Origin of the sequence: Citrobacter sp. ANG330, assembly GCF_047467925.1 — a bacterium.
GTDB classification, from domain to species: domain Bacteria; phylum Pseudomonadota; class Gammaproteobacteria; order Enterobacterales; family Enterobacteriaceae; genus Citrobacter_A; species Citrobacter_A amalonaticus_G.
Genome location: NZ_JASJUI010000002.1, coordinates 229411 through 251584 on the forward strand (window position 1 = coordinate 229411; position 22174 = coordinate 251584).

The 22174-nt window shown below is 55.8% G+C and carries 23 protein-coding genes; 14 read left to right on the plus strand and 9 right to left on the minus strand.

The genetic code is table 11. From position 1 onward, the window contains the following. Positions 1–134 precede the first annotated feature (134 nt). The 6 genes from xthA (at position 135) to QNN88_RS06870 (ending at position 6326) form a co-directional block, all read left to right on the plus strand. Positions 135–941, plus strand: a complete 807-nt coding sequence (gene xthA, locus QNN88_RS06845) for an exodeoxyribonuclease III (protein ID WP_414239798.1) — start codon at positions 135–137, stop codon at positions 939–941. Positions 942–950: 9 nt separating this feature from the next. Further along, the gene (locus QNN88_RS06850) at positions 951–1625 is read left to right on the plus strand and encodes a TVP38/TMEM64 family protein (RefSeq protein ID WP_414239544.1); all 675 of its coding nucleotides are present in this window, start codon (positions 951–953) and stop codon (positions 1623–1625) included. Between the two features lie 2 nt (positions 1626–1627). After that, the gene (locus QNN88_RS06855) at positions 1628–2791 is read left to right on the plus strand and encodes an ABC transporter substrate-binding protein (RefSeq protein ID WP_414239545.1); all 1164 of its coding nucleotides are present in this window, start codon (positions 1628–1630) and stop codon (positions 2789–2791) included. Next, positions 2764–4299: a thiamine ABC transporter permease gene (locus QNN88_RS06860; protein ID WP_414239546.1), complete on the plus strand. Its 1536-nt coding sequence runs from the start codon at positions 2764–2766 to the stop codon at positions 4297–4299. Before QNN88_RS06855 ends, QNN88_RS06860 begins: the two co-directional genes overlap by 28 nt. Further along, positions 4299–4931 (plus strand): ATP-binding cassette domain-containing protein, encoded by a 633-nt coding sequence (locus QNN88_RS06865; RefSeq protein WP_414239799.1) that lies wholly within the window; start codon positions 4299–4301, stop codon positions 4929–4931. Before QNN88_RS06860 ends, QNN88_RS06865 begins: the two co-directional genes overlap by 1 nt. Positions 4932–5018: 87 nt before the next feature. Further along, the gene (locus QNN88_RS06870; RefSeq protein ID WP_414239547.1) at positions 5019–6326 is read left to right on the plus strand and encodes a sulfurtransferase; all 1308 of its coding nucleotides are present in this window, start codon (positions 5019–5021) and stop codon (positions 6324–6326) included. 89 nt (positions 6327–6415) lie between these two features. On the opposite strand, the gene QNN88_RS06875 is transcribed toward QNN88_RS06870, so the two are convergent. Next, the gene (locus QNN88_RS06875; RefSeq protein WP_414239548.1) at positions 6416–7045 is read right to left on the minus strand and encodes a CDP-alcohol phosphatidyltransferase family protein; all 630 of its coding nucleotides are present in this window, start codon (positions 7043–7045) and stop codon (positions 6416–6418) included. Next, entirely contained in the window at positions 7038–7607 is a 570-nt protein-coding gene (locus QNN88_RS06880) for a carboxymuconolactone decarboxylase family protein (RefSeq protein WP_414239549.1), read from the minus strand. The genes QNN88_RS06875 and QNN88_RS06880 overlap by 8 nt, the downstream gene beginning before the upstream one ends. Positions 7608–7685: 78 nt before the next feature. On the opposite strand from QNN88_RS06880, the gene QNN88_RS06885 reads away from it, so the two are divergent. Beyond that, on the plus strand, positions 7686–8099 hold the full coding sequence (locus QNN88_RS06885; RefSeq protein WP_414239800.1) for a pyrimidine (deoxy)nucleoside triphosphate diphosphatase: 414 nt from the start codon (positions 7686–7688) through the stop codon (positions 8097–8099). On the opposite strand, the gene QNN88_RS06890 is transcribed toward QNN88_RS06885, so the two are convergent. Further along, positions 8059–8319: a YnjH family protein gene (locus QNN88_RS06890; RefSeq protein WP_414239801.1), complete on the minus strand. Its 261-nt coding sequence runs from the start codon at positions 8317–8319 to the stop codon at positions 8059–8061. The two genes, QNN88_RS06885 and QNN88_RS06890, sit on opposite strands and share 41 nt — an antisense overlap. A 252-nt stretch (positions 8320–8571) precedes the next feature. Between QNN88_RS06890 and gdhA the strand changes: the two genes are divergently transcribed. Then, on the plus strand, positions 8572–9915 hold the full coding sequence (gene gdhA, locus QNN88_RS06895; RefSeq protein WP_414239550.1) for an NADP-specific glutamate dehydrogenase: 1344 nt from the start codon (positions 8572–8574) through the stop codon (positions 9913–9915). A gap of 19 nt (positions 9916–9934) precedes the next feature. On the opposite strand, the gene topB is transcribed toward gdhA, so the two are convergent. From topB to QNN88_RS06910, 3 genes are all read right to left on the minus strand, one after another. After that, complete coding sequence (topB, locus tag QNN88_RS06900) at positions 9935–11875, minus strand: DNA topoisomerase III (RefSeq protein ID WP_414239551.1); 1941 nt, start codon at positions 11873–11875, stop codon at positions 9935–9937. A 4-nt stretch (positions 11876–11879) separates the two neighbouring features. Continuing rightward, positions 11880–12923 carry a selenide, water dikinase SelD gene (gene selD, locus QNN88_RS06905; RefSeq protein WP_414239552.1) on the minus strand — a complete coding sequence of 348 codons (1044 nt, stop codon included), beginning with the start codon at positions 12921–12923 and terminating at the stop codon, positions 11880–11882. 116 nt (positions 12924–13039) lie between these two features. Continuing rightward, positions 13040–13591, minus strand: coding sequence for an NAD(P)H nitroreductase (locus QNN88_RS06910; protein WP_414239553.1), 552 nt, complete (start codon positions 13589–13591; stop codon positions 13040–13042). A 165-nt stretch (positions 13592–13756) separates the two neighbouring features. Here QNN88_RS06910 and sppA point away from each other — a divergent pair, with 165 nt between their 5' ends. The 4 genes from sppA (at position 13757) to yajD (ending at position 17812) form a co-directional block, all read left to right on the plus strand. After that, positions 13757–15613, plus strand: coding sequence for a signal peptide peptidase SppA (gene sppA / locus QNN88_RS06915; RefSeq protein ID WP_414239554.1), 1857 nt, complete (start codon positions 13757–13759; stop codon positions 15611–15613). A 57-nt stretch (positions 15614–15670) separates the two neighbouring features. Then, entirely contained in the window at positions 15671–16687 is a 1017-nt protein-coding gene (ansA, locus tag QNN88_RS06920) for an asparaginase (protein ID WP_414239555.1), read from the plus strand. A gap of 10 nt (positions 16688–16697) precedes the next feature. Continuing rightward, the gene (gene pncA, locus QNN88_RS06925) at positions 16698–17339 is read left to right on the plus strand and encodes a bifunctional nicotinamidase/pyrazinamidase (RefSeq protein WP_414239556.1); all 642 of its coding nucleotides are present in this window, start codon (positions 16698–16700) and stop codon (positions 17337–17339) included. A gap of 128 nt (positions 17340–17467) precedes the next feature. Next, positions 17468–17812: an HNH nuclease YajD gene (yajD, locus tag QNN88_RS06930; RefSeq protein ID WP_042319478.1), complete on the plus strand. Its 345-nt coding sequence runs from the start codon at positions 17468–17470 to the stop codon at positions 17810–17812. Positions 17813–17863: 51 nt separating this feature from the next. On the opposite strand, the gene QNN88_RS06935 is transcribed toward yajD, so the two are convergent. Beyond that, the gene (locus QNN88_RS06935) at positions 17864–18139 is read right to left on the minus strand and encodes a YeaC family protein (protein WP_414239557.1); all 276 of its coding nucleotides are present in this window, start codon (positions 18137–18139) and stop codon (positions 17864–17866) included. A gap of 41 nt (positions 18140–18180) precedes the next feature. Then, entirely contained in the window at positions 18181–18594 is a 414-nt protein-coding gene (gene msrB, locus QNN88_RS06940; RefSeq protein ID WP_414239558.1) for a peptide-methionine (R)-S-oxide reductase MsrB, read from the minus strand. A 342-nt stretch (positions 18595–18936) separates the two neighbouring features. On the opposite strand from msrB, the gene gapA reads away from it, so the two are divergent. Beyond that, the gene (gene gapA, locus QNN88_RS06945) at positions 18937–19932 is read left to right on the plus strand and encodes a glyceraldehyde-3-phosphate dehydrogenase (RefSeq protein WP_414239559.1); all 996 of its coding nucleotides are present in this window, start codon (positions 18937–18939) and stop codon (positions 19930–19932) included. A gap of 84 nt (positions 19933–20016) precedes the next feature. Then, positions 20017–20901 carry a D-hexose-6-phosphate mutarotase gene (locus tag QNN88_RS06950; protein ID WP_414239560.1) on the plus strand — a complete coding sequence of 295 codons (885 nt, stop codon included), beginning with the start codon at positions 20017–20019 and terminating at the stop codon, positions 20899–20901. Between the two features lie 114 nt (positions 20902–21015). Here the strand turns inward: QNN88_RS06950 and QNN88_RS06955 are convergent, their stop codons facing one another. Further along, positions 21016–21870: an aldo/keto reductase gene (locus QNN88_RS06955; protein WP_414239561.1), complete on the minus strand. Its 855-nt coding sequence runs from the start codon at positions 21868–21870 to the stop codon at positions 21016–21018. Positions 21871–22174 lie beyond the last annotated feature (304 nt).

Here is a 22174-nt window from a genome sequence, read left to right on the forward strand (position 1 = left end):
TAAAAAAGGGCAGGCATTGCCCCATTGTTAATACCATTCGCACCCATTGCAGGAATCTCACCATTATGGGCAGTCAGTCTGCGGAAATTCTGCTACCATCCATGCACTATTCATCCAGCAAAGTGGCAGCGACTATGAAATTTGTCTCTTTTAATATCAACGGCCTGCGCGCCAGACCTCATCAACTGGCAGCCATCGTCGAAAAACACCAACCCGATGTAATTGGCCTGCAGGAGACAAAAGTTCACGACGACATGTTCCCACTCGAAGATGTCGCAAAACTTGGCTACAACGTTTTCTATCATGGACAGAAAGGTCACTATGGCGTCGCGCTGTTGACCAAAGATACTCCCATCGCCGTGCGCCGGGGTTTTCCCGGTGATGGCGAAGAGGCTCAGCGCCGCATCATTATGGCGGAGATCCCCTCGCCACTCGGTAACGTGACGGTGATTAACGGCTATTTTCCGCAGGGCGAAAGCCGTGACCATCCGATTAAGTTCCCGGCCAAGGCGCAGTTTTATCAGAACTTACAAAACTATCTCGACAACGAACTGAAGCGCGACAACCCGGTACTGATCATGGGCGATATGAATATCAGCCCATCCGATCGGGATATCGGCATTGGCGAAGAGAACCGCAAGCGCTGGCTGCGCACCGGTAAATGTTCGTTCCTGCCGGAAGAACGTGAATGGATGGACCGCCTGATGGGCTGGGGGCTGGTTGACACCTTCCGCCATGCGCACCCGGAAACCGCCGATAAATTCTCGTGGTTTGATTATCGCTCGAAAGGGTTCGATGATAACCGGGGTCTGCGTATCGACCTGCTGCTGGCAAGCCATCCGCTGGCAGAGCGCTGCGTGGAAACCGGTATTGATTATGACATTCGCAGCATGGAAAAACCGTCTGACCATGCGCCCGTGTGGGCAACATTCAAGGTCTGATGTTCCGTCGTGATCGCCAGAAAAATTGCGTTAACAGGCGTACTGCTATGCTGTCTCGTCGGCGTCCTCTGGGCGTTACCTCCCGGTTTGCTCACGCTGCAGACGCTTAAGCGCGAACATTTACTGCTGGCGGACTGGCAACGCCAGTCCCCTTTTCTCAGTGCCAGTCTCTATTTCCTGCTTTATACCGCCGTCGCGTCGCTGTCGATTCCCGGCGCGGCGTTACTGACGCTGCTGGGTGGTGCACTGTTTGGCCTCGTGCAAGGCACGCTATTGGTCTCTTTTGCGTCGACGCTGGGCGCCACGCTCGCCATGCTCACCAGCCGTTATCTGTTGCGTGACTGGGTGTCACGGCGTTTTGCCCGGCATATGACTACAGTGAATCATGGAATGGCGCGAGACGGCGCCTATTATCTTTTTGCATTACGACTGATGCCCCTGTTTCCGTTTGTTGTCGTTAACCTGCTGGCCGGTCTCACCGCCGTTGGCGTGCGCCGTTACTGGTGGGTCAGCCAGTTGGGAATGCTACCTGCCACGGTGGTCTATCTGAATGCAGGACGCCAGCTAAGCCAGTTAACATCCATACGTGACATTATTTCTCCCGCTATGCTGGCCGCCTTTGCCCTGTTGGGGTTATTACCACTGGCCTCCCGTTGGCTGGTGACACGTTTTTTTCAGGAGTAACGATGCGTTGGGGATTACTATTCGCGGGCCTGTTGCTTACCGCACCAGGACACGCTGAACAAAACTGGCAACAGATCAAAAATGAGGCCAAAGGCCAGACCGTCTGGTTCAACGCCTGGGGTGGTGATACCGCCGTTAACCAGTATCTTGACTGGGTCAGCAATGAAATGAAAACCCACTATGCGGTCAATGTTAACATCGTGCGCTTAGCCGATGCCGCTGATGCCGTAAAGCGCATCCAGACGGAAGCGGCCGCCGGGCGAAAAACCGGCGGTTCTGTCGACCTGCTGTGGGTCAACGGCGAAAACTTCCGCACGTTGAAAGAAGCGGGATTATTGCAGACCCGGTGGGCGGAAACGCTGCCCAACTGGCGCTATGTTGATACCCAAAAACCGGTGCGTGAAGATTTCTCGATTCCCACTGACGGGGCTGAATCTCCCTGGGGCGGCGCGCAGCTGACGTTTATTGCGGATCGCAACGTGACGCCACAGCCGCCGCAGAGTCCACAGGCGCTGCTGACATTTGCTCAGGCACATCCGGGCACCGTGACCTACCCGCGTCCGCCGGACTTTACCGGCACGGCGTTTCTCGAACAACTGCTGATCTTACTGACTGACGATCCGCATGCCCTTACCGTCGCGCCGGATGCCGCCACCTTTGCCGATGTGACCGCGCCGCTGTGGCGCTATCTTGACGCGCTGCATCCGAGTCTGTGGCGGGAAGGCAAGGATTTCCCGCCGTCTCCGGCACGCATGGATGCCTTACTGAAAAGCGGGACGCTGCGTCTGTCGTTGACCTTCAACCCCGCGCACGCTCAGCAAAAAGTCGCCAGCGGCGATCTGCCAGAAAGCAGCTACAGCTTTGGTTTTACCGACGGAATGATTGGCAACGTGCACTTTGTCGCGATTCCGGCTAACGCCCGTGCCAGCGCCGGAGCCAGGCTGGTCGCCAACTTCCTGCTCTCGCCTGAAGCCCAGTTGCGTAAGGCCGATCCGGCAGTCTGGGGCGATCCGTCAGTTCTGGATGCAAAAAAACTGCCTGCCGCTCAGCAAGCGGCACTGGAGGCACGCGTTCCGGACGGACTGCCCGCCGTGCTGCCTGAGCCTCATGCCGGCTGGGTAAACAGGCTGGAGCAAGAATGGCTTCGCCGCTACGGCTCGCGCTAACGCTTCTCGCCTGGCTGGGTATGGCGGCGATTTACGCGCCAATACTGCCTGCCGGTATGTTGCTGATCGCGCCCGCGCTGTCACTGGCGAACTGGCAGGCACTTTTTGCCGATCCCCAGTTGCCGCAGGCGCTGCTGGCGACCGTGGTGTCGGTGCTCATTGCCGCCGCGGGTGCGTTGCTTATTGCACTAACGGTTATCGTAGCGATTTGGCCCGGTGCGCGCTGGCGCCGACTGAGTACTCGCCTGCCGTGGCTGTTAGCCATTCCGCATGTGGCGTTTGCCAGCGCCGCGCTGTTGCTTTTCGCCGAAGGCGGGCTGCTCTGGCGCGGGCTGCCGTTTCTCTCACCTGCGCTTGATCGCTACGGTATTGGGCTGGGCGTGACGATGGCGATAAAAGAGAGCGCCTTCGTGCTGTGGATTTTGTCGATCCTGCTGAGTGAGAAGCGGCTTACACAGCAGGTCATGGTACTGGATTCGCTGGGCTATAACCGCCGACAGGCGCTCTGCCTGGTGTTATTGCCCGCCATCGCTCCGGGACTGGGTGCGGTGATGCTGGCCGTGGTGGCGTGGACGATTTCAGCGGTGGATGTTGCCATAATCCTCGGCCCCGGTAACCCGCCGACGCTGGCGGTCCTTGCCTGGCAATGGCTCAGTCAGGGGGACGGCGAACAGCAGACCAAAGGCGCGCTGGCGAGCCTGCTTCTGCTGGCGCTGCTCGCTCTTTTCGCCCTTGCGGGTTATTTGCTCTGGCGTGGCTGGCGGCGCACGCTTCCCGACGTCAGCGGCGTGCGTCAACGCCGGGTTTCGCCCGTATCGGGGCTAACGCTGTCACTGTCGCTCCCCGCAACAGGTGTACTGTGCACGGTATTACTGGCCCTGCTCGCACAGCAATCTGCACTTCATTCTCAGGCGTTAATCCACAGCGTCGTGGCAGGCGTGGCCGCCAGCGTGCTGGGGCTTGTCATTTTACTGCTCTGGCTGGAATGGGGACCGCAGCGCGGGCATCGCTGGGTCTGGCTGCCGATCCTTCTTCCGGCGCTGCCGCTGGTGATGGGGCAATATACGCTGGCGTTGCAACTCAAACAGGATGGTCAGTTTGCCACGATCATCTGGGGGCATCTGCTGTGGGTAGTGCCGTGGATGTTGTTTGTCCTCAAACCAGCCTGGCAGCGTATTGATTGTCGTCTGCTCGTGATTGCGCAAACGCTGGGCTGGTCGCCGGTAAAAATTTTTTGTCTCGTGAAATGTCCGCAGATTTTACGTCCTGCGCTGGTATCACTGGCGGTGGGCTTCTCCGTCAGTATCGCGCAATACATGCCGACGCTGTGGCTGGGTGCAGGCCGTTTTCCGACGCTGACGACAGAAGCAGTGGCCCTTAGCAGCGGCGGCAGCACCGGCATTCTGGCCGCGCAGGCGCTCTGGCAATTGCTCTTACCGCTGTTAGTGTTCACGCTAATGGCAGGGCTTTCATTATGGATCGGCCACCGCCGACAAGGACTGCGCTGATGCTCACCGTTCGCCATCTTTCTCTGTTTCTTAACCAGACCCGGCTATTGGGTCCGCTAACCTTTGATGTGGCAAAAGGTGACATTGTCACCTTAATGGGACCTTCCGGTTGCGGTAAGTCTTCACTGCTGGCCTGGATGGTGGGTGCACTGCCATCCCCCCTGCACGCCAGCGGTGAACTGTGGCGGGATGAACAACGCCTGGATCAGATGCCTACGGCACGGCGGCAAACCGGCATTTTATTCCAGGATGCTTTGCTGTTTGATCACTTTACGGTGGGACAAAACCTGCTATTAGCGCTTCCTGCCAGTCTGAAAGGCACAGCGCGACAGGATGCGGTTTCACACGCGCTTGAACGAGCGGGCATGGCGGGATTATCTTCTCGCGATCCCGCCACACTATCCGGTGGTCAGCGCGCACGGGTTGCGTTGCTTCGCGCCCTGCTGGCGCAGCCTAAAACATTGCTGCTGGATGAGCCGTTCAGCCGTCTTGATGCAGACCGGCGGGCAGACTTTCGTCAGTGGGTCTTTGACGAAGTGCGTCGGCTGGACATTCCCGTTGTTCAGGTAACCCATGACGCGCAGGATGTCCCGCCAGGCGGCCTCGTTTTGCAACTCCCTCCCGCCTCATGAAACTGCGCACATACTGCGTTAACGCAAAGTTTTTCCGCTACAGCGAGCACAGAATGGCGCCTCCTTATTTCAACGTCGGGCAATTCGATGAAACGTGTTTCTCAAATGACCGCGCTGGCTCTGGCTTTAGGGCTCGCTTGCGCTTCCACCTGGGCTGCTGATATGGCACAGGCGCTCAACTTCCAACAACTGGCGCAAAAACAGGGGACATCAATCGATACCCGTCCCTCCGCGTTTTACAATGGCTGGCCGCAGTCAGTAAACGGTCCGTCCGGACACGAACCTTCCGCCCTCAACCTCTCTGCCCGCTGGCTCGATAACATGAGCGACGAACAGCTTGCGGCCTGGATCCAACAGCATCAACTCAAGACTGACTCCCTTGTCGCGCTGTACGGTAACGAAAGCGACATCCAGGCGGTGAAAAGCCGACTGCAAAAGGCAGGACTGCAACAGATTGCCACGCTGAGCGATGCGCTGCAGGATCCGGCGCGTCTGCAACGACTGGCGCATTTCGAGCAGTTGGTTTATCCGCAATGGTTGCATGACCTGCAACAGGGCAAAGAGGTCACCGCGAAACCTGCCGGCGACTGGAAGGTTATCGAAGCGGCCTGGGGCGCGCCGAAGTTTTATCTGCTGAGCCATATTCCGGGTGCGGATTACATCGACACCAACGAGGTGGAAAGCGAGCCGCTATGGAACAAAGTGCCTGACGACGCTCTGAAAGCGATGCTGGCGAAACACGGTATTCGTCATGACACGACGGTGATCCTGTACGGACGCGATGTATACGCAGCCGCGCGGGTGGCGCAAATCATGCTGTATGCCGGTGTGAAAGACGTCCGTCTGCTCGATGGCGGCTGGCAGACCTGGTCCGACGCCGGATTACCGGTCGAGCGCGGCACCCCTGCGAAAGTTAAACCGGAGCCCGATTTTGGCGTGCCCCTTCCGGCGCAACCACAGCTGATGCTGGATATGAAGCAGGCTCGCGGGCTATTGCATCGTCAGGACGCGTCGCTGGTCAGTATTCGCTCCTGGCCGGAATTTATCGGCACCACCAGCGGCTATAGTTATATCAAACCAAAAGGTGAGATTGCCGGGGCGCGCTGGGGACATGCCGGCAGCGACTCGACGCATATGGAAGATTTCCATAATCCGGACGGCACCATGCGCAGCGCGCAGGATATCGCCAATATGTGGAAGCAGTGGCACATTCTGCCGGATCAGCAGGTTGCCTTTTACTGTGGCACCGGCTGGCGCGCCTCAGAGACATTTATGTATGCCCGCGCGATGGGCTGGAAAAACGTCTCCGTTTATGATGGCGGCTGGTATGAGTGGAGCAGCGATCCAAAAAACCCGGTCGCAAGCGGCGAACGCGGCCCGGACAGCACTCTGTAATGGATTGCCGGATGGCAGCGCTTGCGCTTTATCGGCCTACACATTGCGCGTACGTAGGCCGGATAAGGTATTTTGCCGCCATCCGGCATTCACCCCGCCTTTTTCCCCTGTAACCCCTTCAGCGTCAGATAGCCACTCCAGACGCGCATCAACGTCGTCATCCAGCACAGCGCCCCGAAGATCCATGCCAGCACGGCAAACTTCTCCGGGAAAAGACACGCCAATACAAACACCAGGATCGTTTCCGTTCCCTCGGTCAATCCCCCCAGATAATAAAACGATTTATGCGCGTACCCAGGGTTGTCAATGTTGTACTTCGCGGCCAGCGCGGCAAAGGCGAGAAAACTGCTGCCGGTGCCGATAAACGCAAACAACAGCCAGCTCCCTGCCAGCGCATTCTGCTGCGGGTCGGCCAGAATGAAGCCGAACGGCACCAGCGCGTAAAACAGAAAATCAAGCGAGATATCAAGAAAACCGCCCGCATCGCTAAGCCCACGACGCCGTGCCAGCGCGCCGTCAAGCCCGTCCAGCAATCGGTTCAGGACAATCGCCACCAGTGCCGCCAGATACCAGCCCAGCGCCAGAAACGGCAGCGCCAGGACGCCAAAGGCAAAGCCAACCAGCGTCAGGCCGTCCGGGGAAATCCCCGGTCTGTCGAGCACGCCCACACAGCGGTGCAGCAGCGGTTTAAGCCGCGGATGGAGATGTCTGTCAAGCACGCGGCTCTCCTTTCAGGCTGTTGCACAGCCCTTGCGAAGGAATGTCCAGCGCAGCATTGAAACGCGCCGAGAGGTTCTGGAACGCCAGCAGCGCGGTCATCTCGCTAATGACGTCATCACTGAAGTGTTGCTTCATCTGCACTTTCAGGGTCTCATCAACCTGCGGAGGCGTGGCGGTCACCGCGTCAGCATAGGCCAGCGCAACGCGCTCTTCTGGGGTAAAAAGCGGCGATGTCCGCCAGTCCGCCACGGCCAGCACTTTATCCATCGCGCCACAGCGTTCTGCCAGCCGCAGACTGTTGGCATCCACGCAAAATGCGCAGCAGCAGACCTGCGACACGCGGGTCATTAACAGCGCCCGCATCACCGGCGTGAGACGGGCACGTTTACGCTCAAGAAAACCGACAAACAGCGCGACCAGCCAGAACAAAAACGGCACACGTCCCCACCAGCGCGTCGGATGCAATACCTCGCCGTAGTGTTTTTTTTGTGTCATCACGAGAGGCTTAAGGGTGGCAGGAAGACGGGTCAACGGCGTGACCCATGATTGCGGATCGTTCAAGGAAGACTCCTGGGACTTCAGGTCAATCAAAGATGACGATAGTATGTCACTTTCTGCTGTTGAACATTGACGAATATGATGAAAACCCTCGACGTTGTTGCCGCGATTATTGAACGTGATGGCAAAATTTTGCTCGCCCAGCGCCCGCCGCAGGCGGATCAGGCTGGATTATGGGAGTTTGCCGGCGGCAAGGTGGAAGCGGGAGAAACGCAGCCGCAGGCGCTGGTCCGCGAACTGCGCGAAGAGTTAGGCATTGAGGCCACGGTGGGACGCTATATTGCCAGCCATCAGCGCGAAGTCTCCGGGCGGATGATTCGTCTGTATGCCTGGCATGTGCCCGCGTTCAGCGGAGAAATGATGGCGCATGAGCATCAGCAACTGGTGTGGTGCGAGCCGCACGCCGCGCTGGATTACCCGCTCGCTCCTGCCGATATCCCTTTGCTTAACGCCTTTATGCTTTTACGCGACGCCAGACCAGCGGATTCGTGCTAATGGCTTTCTCGTCACGCTGGCACTGCAACAGCACGCCATCGGCTTTAATCACCGCCCCTTCTGAATAATTCTGATCCTGATAAATGCAGCACTGATTACAGGGTTGCGCCCGCTGTCCGCCTGAGCTGAACACCTCAGGCGGCACGTTCACCTGAACGTCCGGGCGAATGTTTTGATTTGCCTGGGTGGATAATGAGAATGTCATCAGCGCTGCCGCCATCGCGATATAACGCATAGGGTTTCCTTACTTTTCCGGGACTGTTCTTAGTATAACGGTAACCCGTGCGGGAAACTTTACTCTCTTCTGCCATCGCTTTTTGTTATGAGAGCCGTCTGGTTATTAATTTGTCTGGCACCGGCATTTTTTTCTTGCTATCCGTCACATTCCTGATGGTATAGTCAAAAACTGCAAACACATATCCACAAAAAACACAATTACAACCACATTTAAATATAAGAGGCTTTTATATCTATGGATCAGACATGCTCTCTGGAATCATTCCTCAACCATGTACAAAAGCGCGACCCGAATCAAACCGAGTTCGCGCAAGCCGTCCGTGAAGTTATGACCACCCTGTGGCCGTTCATTGAGCAAAACCCGCGCTATCGTGAAATGTCGTTGCTGGAACGGTTGGTTGAGCCAGAGCGTGTGATTCAGTTCCGCGTCGTGTGGCTGGACGATCGTAATCAGGTCCAGGTTAACCGTGCCTGGCGCGTACAGTTCAACTCGGCGATTGGCCCGTACAAAGGCGGGATGCGCTTCCACCCTTCCGTTAACCTGTCGATCCTGAAGTTCCTCGGTTTTGAACAAACCTTTAAAAACGCACTGACCACCCTGCCGATGGGCGGTGGTAAAGGCGGTAGCGATTTTGATCCGAAAGGCAAAAGTGAAGGCGAAGTGATGCGTTTCTGTCAGGCGCTGATGACGGAACTGTATCGCCATCTGGGCCCGGATACGGATGTTCCTGCCGGTGATATCGGCGTGGGTGGCCGTGAAGTGGGCTTTATGGCCGGGATGATGCGTAAGCTTTCCAACAACAGCAGTTGCGTGTTTACCGGTAAAGGCCTCTCCTTCGGCGGCAGTCTGATCCGTCCGGAAGCTACCGGTTACGGTCTGGTCTATTTCACCGAAGCGATGCTCAAGCGTCATGGTCTGGGCTTTGAAGGGATGCGCGTAGCGGTTTCCGGTTCCGGCAACGTGGCGCAGTTTGCCATCGAAAAAGCGATGGAATTTGGCGCTCGCGTAGTGACGGCCTCCGACTCCAGCGGCACCGTCGTGGATGAAAGCGGCTTTACGAAAGAAAAACTGGCGCGTCTGTGCGAAATCAAAGCCAGCCGCGACGGTCGCGTGGCGGACTACGCCCGGGAATTTGGCCTGACCTATCTGGAAGGCAAACAACCGTGGTCAGTGCCGGTCGATATCGCTCTGCCGTGTGCCACGCAGAACGAGCTCGACGTCGAAGCGGCTCGCGTGCTGATTGCTAATGGCGTGAAGGCCGTGGCGGAAGGGGCAAACATGCCAACCACCATCGAAGCGACCGATCTGTTCCTCGAAGCCGGCGTGCTGTTTGCGCCAGGTAAAGCGGCGAACGCCGGTGGCGTCGCCACCTCCGGTCTGGAAATGGCGCAGAACGCGGCGCGTCTGAGCTGGAAGGCGGAAAAAGTGGATGCCCGTCTGCACCACATCATGCTGGATATTCACCATGCCTGCGTCGAGTACGGCGGCGAAAGCAAGCAGACTAACTATGTCCGTGGGGCGAACATCTCTGCCTTCGTGAAGATTGCCGATGCGATGTTTGGCCAGGGCGTGATTTAATTCACCGCCCGATGCCGGTTTACAGGCCCGCCTCTGCTGATGGCGGGCTTTTTTTCGCCGCGCGTTTGCGGGGCGCGCTCTTTTTCTTCTCGCCGTCGCCTGGCGCCACAATGCCACGGAACCGACGCACCGGCGTGCTCCGCGCCTGATCAATAAGCTGATACAGCGTTCCCACCAGCGGCTGCATAAAATCCTGATAGCGGCACTGCTTTTCGCTGATTTGCGTCAGTATCGACTCCCAGTGGGCGGTCATATCCGGACGGGTTGCCATCTCCGGCAACGAATGGAACAACGCTTTTCCGGCATCGGTGGAGTGGATATAGCGCCCTTTTTTGACCAGAAAACCGCGCTTAAACAGCAGTTCGATGATCCCGGCACGGGTAGCTTCAGTACCCAACCCGTCCGTTGCGCGCAGGATCTTTTTCAGATCTTTATCCTGCACAAAGCGTGCAATACCGGTCATCGCTGACAACAGCGTGGCGTCGGTAAAATGGCGCGGCGGCTGGGTCTGACGCTCAACCACTTCGCCCTTTTCACACAGCAGTTCATCATCTTTCGCGACTACCGGCAGCGGCGTGCCGTCGTTCTCTTCATCACGCTCTTTACTGCCGAGCAGCGTTCGCCAGCCCGCTTCTGCAAGGAACCGTGCTTTGGCGACGAATTTACCCTTTGCGATATCCAGTTCAATCACACATTTACGGAATACCGCATCCGGGCAGAACTGCATCAGATACTGACGGGCGACCAGGTTGTACACTTTTGCTTCGTTTTCCGTCAGATTGATGGCGTTACTGCGTGCGGTAGGAATGATGGCGTGGTGCGCATCGACCTTTTTGTCATCCCAGCATCGATTTCGGGTATCAGGATTAACGGCAGGCTGCGGCAGCAGATCCGGCGCATGCACGCCGATGGCGTTCATTACCGCGTGACGACCGGCAAAGTGCTCTTCCGGCAAATAGCGGCAGTCAGAACGCGGATAGGTAATCAGTTTATGGGTTTCATACAGTTTCTGGCAGATATCGAGCACATTCTGTGCGCTCAGGCCAAAGCGTTTTGCCGCTTCTATCTGCAAGGCTGACAGAGAAAACGGCAGCGGCGCGGATTCTGATTCCCGTTTATCGTTATAGCTGGTGACAATGGCTGGCTGCCCGTTGATGCGGTTGACAACATGCTCCGCCAGCGGACGATGCAGCAACCGCCCCTCTTCATCCTGATACGGCTCACACGCTTCGCTCGGCTGCCAGATAGCGGTAAAGCGTTCATCCGCAGGGGTCACGATATGCGCTTTCACTTCAAAGAAATCTTTGGCGACGAAGTTTTCGATCTCTTCGTCACGCCGCACCACCAGCCCAAGCACCGGCGTCTGTACACGGCCGACAGAGAGCACGCCCTGGTAACCGGCGTTGCGCCCGAGGATGGTGTAAGCACGGGTCATGTTGATACCGTAAAGCCAGTCCGCACGAGCGCGGGCCAACGCCGACACGCACAGCGGCACAAATTCACTGTTTGAGCGCAGACGTTCAATCGCGCGCTCAACGGCCTGCGGGTTGAGATCGTTAATTAAACAGCGCTGCACCTGCTGACGCTTTTCCGGCGCCAATTGCAGGTAATCCAGCACCTCATCCACCAGCAACTGCCCTTCGCGATCGGGGTCGCCTGCATGGATAACCTCACTGGCCTCATGCAAAAAGCGCTTGATCACGTTGAGCTGTTTAGTCACGGAAGGACGCGGTTGCAATTGCCACTTCTCAGGCACGATCGGCAGATCGGCCAGGTTCCAGCGCGAATAGCGACTGTCATAGACATCAGGCTGCGCCTGTTCCAGCAGGTGACCAATACACCAGGTCACCACCTGACCGTTACCGCATTCAATAAAGCCATCGCCTTTGCGGTGCGGTTTAGGCAACACATCGGCAATGGCGCGAGCCAGACTCGGCTTTTCGGCAATAAACAACCGCATTATGTTAACGGATCTCAACCATGACGCGACCGCCACGGGCTTCAACCAGTTCACCAATCGCCGTCAGCTCAATGCCAAACTCGGCGGCGGTGGCTTTCACTTCGTCTTCGGCCTCTGGCGTCACTGCCAGCAGCAGCCCACCGGAGGTTTGCGGATCGCAAAGCAGAGAGCGTACCGCCTGCGGCATTTCGCCCATCAGATGCCCATAGCTGGCGAAGTTACGTTCGGTGCCGCCCGGTACAGCGCCAAGCTGAATGTACTCTTCTACGCCCGGCAGTTTCGGGATGTCCTGGTAGCGGATTTGCGCCTGTACGCCTGCGCCCTGGCACATCTCACTGAGGTGTCCCAGCAGACCGAAACCGGTGACATCAGTCATCGCTTTGACACCTTCGATATTAGCAAAGGAGGCCCCGGCGATGTTCATCCGGCACATCACTTCCGTCGCCAGCCCCTGATGCTCGGGTTTCAGCAGCGATTTTTTCTCGGCGGTGGTCAGTACGCCAATCCCCAGCGGCTTGGTCAGGAACAGTTTACAACCCGCCTGGGCGGTGCTGTTTTTCTTCACGCGTTCAGTGGGAACAATGCCGGTGACGGCGAGGCCGAAGATTGGTTCCGGCGCGTCAATGGAGTGGCCGCCCGCCAGCGCAATGCCCGCCTGCCGACAGGCGAAGCGCCCGCCCTCAGTCACTTCTCGGGCAATTTCCGGGGAGAGTTTGCTGATGGGCCAGCCCAGAATCGCGATCGCCATAATCGGTTTGCCGCCCATAGCGAAAATATCGCTGATGGCGTTGGTCGCCGCAATGCGGCCAAAATCAAACGGATTATCGACAATCGGCATAAAGAAGTCGGTGGTACTGATGACGCTGGTGCCGTTGCCCAGATCGTATACCGCCGCGTCGTCACGGGTTTCATTGCCCACAAGCAGGTTCGGGTCGACAAACTTCGCCTGCTCGCTGTGCAGGATAGTCTCCAGCACTTTCGGGGAAATTTTACAACCGCAACCTGCTCCGTGGCTGTACTGCGTTAAACGAATAGCATGCTCGCTCATGGACATCTCCTGTCATTGCAATCGGGCTATGGTAGCGCTCATTCCATGAAGTGGTAAGAGAGAGTGTCCGAATTCCGGCGTCTTTGCTCAGAATCCAGACAGTTTTGCCTGGTTAACTAAAATTTTGTCACGAAAGGCACAGTATCCGGCACGCTAATGGTGGTGGAGGCTTTCAGTTGCGGTGTGCCGAGATAGAGAAAACCGACAATTTTATCCTGTGGGCGGCAGTCAAACGCCTCGCGCACTACCGGACTTTCGGTTAACGCACCGCTGCGCCAGATCCCGCCGAAGCCCTGGGCGATGGCTGCCATTTGCATCGCCATGACCGCACAGCCGGCAGACATCTCCTGTTCCCAGACCGGAACTTTATGATTTTCTTCGCATTTAGCGACCACAGTGATGATCAGCGGTGCGCGGAACGGGGCGCTGCGCGCTTTTTCGATCCCTTTTTCATCGCTTCCTTCAGCGATTGCCCCCTTTTCCAGCACGGCGCTGAAGCGTTCGCGACCTTCGCCTTCAATGACGAAGAAGTGCCACGGCTGCAGGGTTTTATGGTCCGGCGCGCGCATCCCCGCGCGGAGAATATTTTGCAGTTGCTCACCGGCAGGTGCAGGCTCGGCCAGGCGAGAAGCACTACGGCGGTTAACAAGTAATTCAAGTGCATCCATTTGGTTAACTCCTGTCAGGGTGAATATTCACAAAATTAACACGAGAGCAGATTTTGTTACAGCGCAGACGGTGATTCCTGCTGACAAGAGACGGCAGGGTCATTAGGATAGCCACATCTCATACGCCTGACTCAGGCGTAGTATTGGTAACGGTAGGGAGAATACATGCGAACCCTGTGGCGATTCATTGCCGGTTTTTTTAAATGGACGTGGCGACTGCTTAATTTTGTCCGCGAGATGGTGCTTAACCTGTTCTTTATTTTCCTTGTCCTGGTCGGCGTGGGGATCTGGATGCAGGTCAGCAGCAATAACACCAGCGATAAAGTCGGTCGTGGTGCCCTGCTGTTAGATATTTCCGGGGTGATCGTCGATAAACCGTCCAGTGCCAGTCGTCTCGGCGCTCTGAGCCGCCAGTTGCTGGGCGCCAGTTCCGATCGTCTGCAGGAAAACTCCCTGTTCGATATCGTCAATACCATTCGTCAGGCCAAAGACGATCGCAATATCACCGGTATTGTGATGGATCTGAAAAACTTCGCGGGTGCCGATCAGCCGTCAATGCAGTACATCGGCAAAGCGCTGCGCGAATTTCGCGACAGCGGCAAGCCTGTCTATGCCGTCGGCGATAACTTTAGCCAGGGCCAGTATTACCTCGCCAGCTTCGCCAATAAAATCTGGTTGTCGCCGCAGGGTTCCGTTGATATCCACGGTTTTGCCACCAACGGGCTGTATTACAAATCCCTGCTGGATAAGCTGAAAGTGTCCACCCATGTGTTCCGCGTCGGCACCTATAAATCAGCCGTCGAGCCGTTTATTCGTGACGACATGTCGCCTGCCGCGCGGGAAGCTGACAGCCGCTGGATTGGCGAGCTGTGGCAGAACTACCTGAATACCATTGCTGCCAACCGTCAAATCCCGGCGGAACAGGTCTTCCCTGGCGCTCAGGGCGTTCTGGATGAGCTGACGAAAGCGGATGGTGATACGGCGAAGTATGCCCTCGACAGCAAACTGGTTGACGCCCTGCTTTCCAGCGCCGAAGTGGAAAAAGCGCTGACCAAACAGTTTGGCTGGAGCAAGGCTGAAAATAACTATCGCGCGATCAGCTACTACGATTACACGCTTAATCCTCCTGCGGATACAGGCAGTTCCATCGCTGTCGTCTTTGCTAACGGAGCCATCATGGATGGTGAAGAAACGCCGGGGAATGTCGGCGGAGATACTACCGCTTCGCAGATTCGCGATGCGCGTCTGGATCCGAAAGTGAAAGCCATTGTCCTGCGCGTCAACAGCCCTGGCGGTAGCGTGACGGCCTCTGAAGTGATTCGTTCAGAACTGGCCGCCGCACGTGCATCCGGCAAACCTGTCGTGGTATCGATGGGCGGAATGGCGGCCTCTGGTGGCTACTGGATCTCTACGCCGGCCAGTTACATTGTCGCCAACCCGAGCACCCTGACCGGCTCGATTGGCATCTTTGGCGTGATTAACACCGTCGAAAACAGCCTTGATTCCATCGGCGTACACACCGACGGCGTAGCGACCTCGCCGCTGGCGGATATTTCTGTCACCAAAGCGCTGCCGCCAGAAGCGCAGCAAATGATGCAACTGAGCATTGAGAATGGTTATAAGCGCTTTATCACTCTGGTCGCGCAGGCGCGTAAATCCACGCCGGAACAGATTGATAAAATCGCCCAGGGCCACGTCTGGACTGGTCAGGACGCCAAAGCCAACGGTCTGGTCGACAGCCTGGGTGACTTCGACGACGCGGTCGCTAAAGCCGCTGAGCTGGCGAAACTCAAACAGTGGCATATCGACTATTATCAGGATGCACCAACCTTTTTCGATATGGTGATGGACAATATGTCAGGTTCCATCCGCGCGATGCTACCGCAGGCCATTCAGGCGATACTCCCTGCACCACTGGCCTCCGCGGCTAGCGCAGTTAAAGCGGAGGGCGATAAGCTCGCGGCATTCAACGATCCGCAAAACCGCTATGCGTTCTGCCTGACCTGCGCAAACGTGCGTTAATCCCCAATCCCTCTTCCGGCGAAGAGGGATTTTTCTCTGAGCGACAAGATTACAGCCATGCAGAAAAAATCGATTTACGTTGCCTATACCGGCGGGACCATAGGTATGCAGCGCTCCGAACAGGGTTATATTCCGGTCTCCGGGCATCTTCAGCGCCAGTTAGCGCTGATGCCCGAATTCCACCGCCCTGAAATGCCCGACTTCACCATTCATGAATATGCTCCGCTGATGGATTCATCGGACATGACGCCGGAAGACTGGCAGCATATCGCCGATGACATAAAAACCCATTACGATGAGTACGATGGTTTTGTGATCCTACATGGCACCGACACGATGGCGTTCACAGCCTCTGCACTCTCGTTTATGCTGGAGAATCTGGGTAAACCGGTCATTGTGACAGGGTCACAAATCCCGCTTGCAGAGCTGCGTTCTGATGGTCAAATAAACCTGCTCAATGCGCTGTACGTGGCGGCAAATTATCCGATTAGCGAAGTCACCCTCTTTTTCAACAACCGCCTGTTTCGCGGCAACCGCACAACAAAAGCGCACGCCGACGGTTTTAACGCTTTCGCCTCCCCTAACCTGCCGCCGCTGCTGGAAGCGGGTATTCATATCCGCCGTCTGGGTACGCCATCGGCTCCTCGTGGTGAAGGTGAATTGACTGTTCACCCTATCACGCCCCAGCCGATTGGCGTCGTTACCATTTATCCTGGGATCTCCGCCGATGTGGTGCGCAATTTCCTGCGCCAGCCAGTAAAAGCGCTGATCCTGCGCTCTTACGGCGTCGGGAATGCCCCACAGAATAAAGAGTTTTTGCAGGAACTGCGTGAGGCCAGCGAGCGCGGTATCGTGGTGGTTAATCTTACGCAGTGCATGTCGGGAAAAGTGAACATGGGCGGCTATGCCACTGGCAACGCGCTGGCGCATGCGGGCGTGATTGGCGGCGCGGATATGACCGTTGAAGCGACCCTGACCAAACTGCATTACCTGCTCAGCAAAGGGCTGGATACGGATGCGATTCGCAAGGCAATGACGCAAAATCTCCGTGGCGAACTCACGCCGGATGACTAAGGAGGAACCGATGACTCATCGTGCATTGTTACTGGTCGATTTACAAAACGATTTCTGCGCCGGCGGCGCGCTGGCGGTCCCGGAGGGCGACAGTACGGTTGATATCGCTAATCGCCTGATTGACTGGTGTCAGTCGCGCAGTATTTCGGTGATCGCAAGTCAGGACTGGCACCCGGCAAACCACGGGAGCTTCGCCAGTCAGCATCAGGCAGAACCTTACAGCCAGGGGCAACTCGACGGCCTGCCGCAAACCTTCTGGCCCGATCACTGCGTGCAAGAAACCGAGGGCGCGGCGTTTCATCCGCTGCTGAATCATAAAGCCATTGCGGCGGTCTTCCACAAAGGGGAAAACCCGTTAGTCGACAGCTACAGTGCTTTTTTTGACAACGGACGCCGACAGAAAACCGGTCTCGACGCATGGCTTCGCCAGCATGACGTGAATGAACTGATCGTCATGGGGCTGGCGACCGACTATTGCGTCAGGTTTACCGTCATGGATGCACTGCAACTGGGCTACAAGGTGAACGTGATTACCGATGGCTGCCGTGGCGTGAACATTCAGCCACAGGACAGTGCTCGTGCCTTCATGGAGATGGCCGCCACAGGCGCCACGCTCTATACCCTCGCTGACTGGGAAGAAACTCAGAGTTAACCTCTCGCGAGATGAGGGCCTGCGCTTTTTGCAGGGCATTTACAGTGCAGGATCGGTTATGATAGCGCTAACCCGTTGCGTCAGCGTTTGACGCATCGTTTCATTTTCAACTGGAGGCATGGGATTGTATGGCTTTTATCCCTAAAAATTACGCCCGTCTGGAAGTTGGCTACCGGGAAAAAGCGCTTAAGCTCTTCCCGTGGGTCTGCGGTCGCTGCTCCCGCGAGTTTGTCTATTCCAATCTTCGCGAACTGACGGTACATCATATCGATCACGATCATTCCAACAACCCGGAAGACGGCAGTAACTGGGAGATGCTGTGCCTGTACTGCCACGATCATGAGCATTCCAAATACACGGAAGCCGATCAATATGGTTCTACGGTGGTAGCGGGTGAGGATGCGCAAAAAAGCGTCGGCGAAGCCACGTACAACCCTTTTGCCGATCTGAAAGCCATGTTGAATAAAAAGTAATCTGCCGCGTTAGCCCGGCAGAGCGACAGAATGCCGGGCCTCAGTGCGCTATCAGGATTTAAACGTCGCAATCGGTGCTGGCGTAATGCCAAAATCCACCTTCAGCTGCTGTTTACTCTTCATTACCATCTGACCGTTGGTATCGATCGTCATATGCTGAGCGTCAGTATTGTGGCGCGCCTGCCAGAGCATCACCAGTTGCAGGCTGTTCTCTTTTTGCTCCGGGGTCAGCGCGACGCCATCCGGCCATTTTCCCAGCTCAACGGCGGTGGATAAACGCTGATACACTTCCGACGTCATGCTGTTAACTATCTCATCAAGATTCACGATAAGTCCGCTCCTGTGGAATAATTTGCTGAATCGTTTTTTCAACCCTTAATCTGGTCGCCGTTTTCATCGTCGGTAAAACTCAGAGAAGCTGAATTGACACAGTAACGTTCGCCGGTGGGCTGTGGACCATCGGGGAAGACGTGCCCCAGATGCGCATCACAGTTTCCACAGCGAATTTCAATACGTTGCATACCGTGTGAAAAATCTTTGATGTAACGGATCGACTCTTCACTTACCGGCTCGTAAAAGCTGGGCCAGCCGCAGCCTGAATCGTATTTGGCTCCGGAGGTAAACAGCGGCGCGTCGCAGATCAAACAGTGATAGACGCCGTCACGCTTATTATGCAGCAACTGCCCGGTAAATGGCGGTTCTGTGCCGTGATTCTGCGTTACGTAGAACTGCATTTCAGACAGGTTTTTTTTCAGATCTTCTGCGGAAGGTTTGTTCGCCATTTGCTCACATCTCACTTTTCATGACGCTGACATTGCACGACAGATTCTAACAAAACATTAACACCTCAGTGCAGACTTTTGTTCTAAACTTGATCCTTGCGAAATGGCAGCTTGCGAATCGTGACAAAAATCACATTTTTATCTCAGTTGCCCTTTAAAATTCGGGGCGCCGCCCCCATGTGGTTTCAAGCCCAATGGAAGAGTGAGGCGAGTCAGCCGTGCAAAGCTTGTACAGAGGATTGATTTGTCGCAATGATTGACACGATTCCGCTTGACGCTGCGTAAGGTTTTTGTAATTTTACAGGCAACCTTTTATTCACTAACAAATAGCTGGTGGAATATATGACTATCAAAGTAGGTATCAACGGTTTTGGCCGTATCGGTCGCATTGTTTTCCGTGCTGCTCAGAAACGTTCTGACATCGAGATCGTTGCAATCAACGACCTGTTAGACGCTGAATACATGGCTTACATGCTGAAATATGACTCCACTCACGGCCGTTTCGACGGTACCGTTGAAGTGAAAGACGGTCATCTGATCGTTAACGGTAAAAAAATCCGTGTTACCGCTGAACGTGATCCGGCTAACCTGAAATGGGACGAAGTGGGTGTTGACGTAGTGGCTGAAGCGACCGGTATCTTCCTGACCGACGAAACAGCACGTAAACACATCACCGCTGGTGCGAAAAAAGTCGTACTGACTGGCCCGTCCAAAGATGACACCCCGATGTTTGTTAAAGGCGCTAACTTTGACAAATATGCTGGCCAGGACATCGTTTCCAACGCATCCTGCACCACCAACTGCCTGGCTCCGCTGGCTAAAGTTATCAACGACAACTTCGGCATCATCGAAGGTCTGATGACCACTGTTCACGCAACCACCGCTACGCAGAAAACCGTTGATGGCCCGTCTCACAAAGACTGGCGCGGCGGCCGTGGCGCGGCTCAGAACATCATCCCGTCCTCTACCGGCGCAGCTAAAGCTGTAGGTAAAGTACTGCCAGAACTGAATGGCAAACTGACCGGTATGGCGTTCCGCGTTCCGACTCCGAACGTATCCGTTGTTGACCTGACTGTTCGTCTGGAAAAAGCTGCTTCTTATGAAGAAATTAAGAAAGCAATCAAAGCTGCTTCCGAAGGCGCAATGAAAGGCGTTCTGGGCTACACCGAAGACGACGTTGTTTCTACCGATTTCAACGGCGAAGTGTGCACTTCCGTATTCGATGCTAAAGCGGGTATCGCACTGAACGACAACTTCGTGAAACTGGTTTCCTGGTATGACAACGAAACCGGTTATTCCAACAAAGTTCTGGACCTGATCGCTCACATCTCCAAATAAGTTGAGATGAGACACTGATCCAAAAAGGCGACTTCGGTCGCCTTTTTTTATGGTTTTCGCTACGGTTGAAACAAGGATTGCATCATGATTACTAAAATTTTTGCACTTCCGGTAATTGAACACATTACCCCTGTCCTCTCCCGCCGCCAGCTTGACGAGCTTGAGGTGATTGTCGTCGACCATCCGCAGGTCAAAGCCTCTTTCGCTTTGCAGGGTGCGCACCTGCTTTCCTGGAAACCCGCGGGAGAAGAAGAAGTTCTCTGGTTAAGCGACAACACTCCCTTTAAAAATGGCGTCGCGCTGCGCGGCGGCGTGCCAATCTGTTGGCCGTGGTTTGGCCCAGCGGCACAGCAGGGTCTGCCGTCTCATGGTTTTGCCCGTAACCTGCCGTGGACGCTGAAAGCGCATAATGAAGACGACAATGGCGCCGTGCTGACGTTTGAGCTGCAAAGCAGTGATGCGACTCGCCAGTACTGGCCGCATGATTTCACTCTGCTGGCACGCTTTAAAGTGGGCAAAACCTGCGAGATCGAACTGGAGGCGCACGGTGAGTTTGAAACCACCTCAGCGCTGCACACCTATTTTAACGTTGGCGATATCGCGGCGGTAAAAGTCAGCGGACTGGGCGATCGATTCATCGATAAAGTGAATGATGCGAAAGAAGACGTCCTGACCGATGGCATACAGACGTTCCCGGATCGCACTGACCGTGTCTATCTGAACCCGGAAGCCTGCAGCGTGATCCATGATGCCGCACTCAATCGCAACATCGACGTGGTGCACCATCACCACCTGAACGTTGTTGGCTGGAACCCAGGCCCGGCGCTGTCTGTCAGCATGGGTGATATGCCGGATGATGGCTACAAAACCTTTGTGTGTGTGGAAACAGCCTGCGCTACCGCATCGCAGAAAACCACCGAAGAGAAGCCTTCTCGCCTGGCGCAGACGATTCGCGTCACGAAGCGTTAAGAATGCTTTTTAAGACGTCACAGGCCTGATAAGCCGCTAGCCTTATCAGGCCTTGTTTGCCGGATGGCGATGCTTGCGCATCTTATCCGGCCTACGAGTCAAAACCGGATTTCATCACACCATATCCAGCGCCGTTTTTCCTTTCGGCGCAGGATACGCCTTATCCAGTGCGGCAAGTTCTTGCGCAGAGAGCGTAATGCTCAGCGCTGCCGCATTTTGCTGCACATGCTCCACACTCGCCGCTTTAGGGATCGCCATTACGCCCTGATGGCTGATGACCCACGCCAGCAGGATTTGTGCCGCCGTCGCACTGTGCAATCGGGCAATATCATTCACAACAGGATGGTTCAGTAATCCGCTACGAAGTCGCCCGGCCTGTGCCAGTGGACTGTAGGCCATGACCGGCAGTTGATGTTGCTGGCACCACGGCAGCAAATCGTATTCAATGCCGCGTGATGCCAGATGATACAGCACCTGGTTTGTCGCGCACTGATTGCCTCCGGCCACCTGCCACAACGCCTGCATCTCATCGACGTCGAGATTAGAGACGCCCCAACGGCGAATTTTCCCCTGCGCAATCAGCGTTTCCATTGCCTCGACCGTCTCTTCAAAGGAAAAACTGCCCGACCAGTGCAAAAGATAGAGATCCAGACAGTCGGTGCGCAGACGTCGCAGGCTGCCCTCGCAGGCGGCAATTGCTTTTCGCCCACCCGCATTCCACGGATAAACCTTCGATACCAGAAAAACGCGGTCGCGAATGCCGTTCAGCGCTTCGCCAACTACCTCTTCCGCACCGCCATCGGCATACATTTCGGCGGTGTCGATGAGCGTCAGCCCGTGCTCCACGCCGGCTCTGAGCGCGGAAACTTCCGCTCGTCGATAGCTGGCATTTTCACCCATATACCACGTTCCCTGCCCAATAGCGGGCAGCGTCACCTCTTTGGTAAAGATAATCTGTTTATCTGTCATCACATCCTCCTGTGTTGTGCACCACCGTAATGCAAAACAGGGCGCAAGCGCCCTGTTTTGATGCATAGATTGCACTCCCAGGGCTCGGTTAAAACTTAGGCATATTCACACTTCCAGGGGAGCTCTATTTATGTTGGCAATTTTTATCACGATCATCCCCCATAATACCATCCGGCACAAAATGATTAACGGTGCTCGTTAGCGATGAGGTTTAGTGTTTAATCCCGCACGCTTTCGCTTCAGGCAAAAGGATTTGGGGGAGGCCCAGGCTATCGCTCATCTAAACCGCCTTATCAAATGTACA

Bases quoted from the DNA above. Each gene is read 5' to 3' on its own strand.
- yajD (WP_042319478.1), top strand. From the start codon at position 17,468: ATGGCTTTTATCCCTAAAAATTACGCCCGTCTGGAAGTTGGCTACCGG.
- gdhA (WP_414239550.1), top strand. From the start codon at position 8,572: ATGGATCAGACATGCTCTCTGGAATCATTCCTCAACCATGTACAAAAG.
- QNN88_RS06955 (WP_414239561.1), bottom strand. From the start codon at position 21,870: ATGACAGATAAACAGATTATCTTTACCAAAGAGGTGACGCTGCCCGCT.
- QNN88_RS06885 (WP_414239800.1), top strand. From the start codon at position 7,686: ATGAAAACCCTCGACGTTGTTGCCGCGATTATTGAACGTGATGGCAAA.
- topB (WP_414239551.1), bottom strand. From the start codon at position 11,875: ATGCGGTTGTTTATTGCCGAAAAGCCGAGTCTGGCTCGCGCCATTGCC.
- msrB (WP_414239558.1), bottom strand. From the start codon at position 18,594: ATGGCGAACAAACCTTCCGCAGAAGATCTGAAAAAAAACCTGTCTGAA.
- QNN88_RS06855 (WP_414239545.1), top strand. From the start codon at position 1,628: ATGCGTTGGGGATTACTATTCGCGGGCCTGTTGCTTACCGCACCAGGA.
- QNN88_RS06950 (WP_414239560.1), top strand. From the start codon at position 20,017: ATGATTACTAAAATTTTTGCACTTCCGGTAATTGAACACATTACCCCT.
- QNN88_RS06870 (WP_414239547.1), top strand. From the start codon at position 5,019: ATGAAACGTGTTTCTCAAATGACCGCGCTGGCTCTGGCTTTAGGGCTC.
- QNN88_RS06910 (WP_414239553.1), bottom strand. From the start codon at position 13,591: ATGGATGCACTTGAATTACTTGTTAACCGCCGTAGTGCTTCTCGCCTG.
- xthA (WP_414239798.1), top strand. From the start codon at position 135: ATGAAATTTGTCTCTTTTAATATCAACGGCCTGCGCGCCAGACCTCAT.
- QNN88_RS06860 (WP_414239546.1), top strand. From the start codon at position 2,764: ATGGCTTCGCCGCTACGGCTCGCGCTAACGCTTCTCGCCTGGCTGGGT.
- QNN88_RS06865 (WP_414239799.1), top strand. From the start codon at position 4,299: ATGCTCACCGTTCGCCATCTTTCTCTGTTTCTTAACCAGACCCGGCTA.
- selD (WP_414239552.1), bottom strand. From the start codon at position 12,923: ATGAGCGAGCATGCTATTCGTTTAACGCAGTACAGCCACGGAGCAGGT.
- ansA (WP_414239555.1), top strand. From the start codon at position 15,671: ATGCAGAAAAAATCGATTTACGTTGCCTATACCGGCGGGACCATAGGT.
- pncA (WP_414239556.1), top strand. From the start codon at position 16,698: ATGACTCATCGTGCATTGTTACTGGTCGATTTACAAAACGATTTCTGC.
- sppA (WP_414239554.1), top strand. From the start codon at position 13,757: ATGCGAACCCTGTGGCGATTCATTGCCGGTTTTTTTAAATGGACGTGG.
- QNN88_RS06890 (WP_414239801.1), bottom strand. From the start codon at position 8,319: ATGGCGGCAGCGCTGATGACATTCTCATTATCCACCCAGGCAAATCAA.
- gapA (WP_414239559.1), top strand. From the start codon at position 18,937: ATGACTATCAAAGTAGGTATCAACGGTTTTGGCCGTATCGGTCGCATT.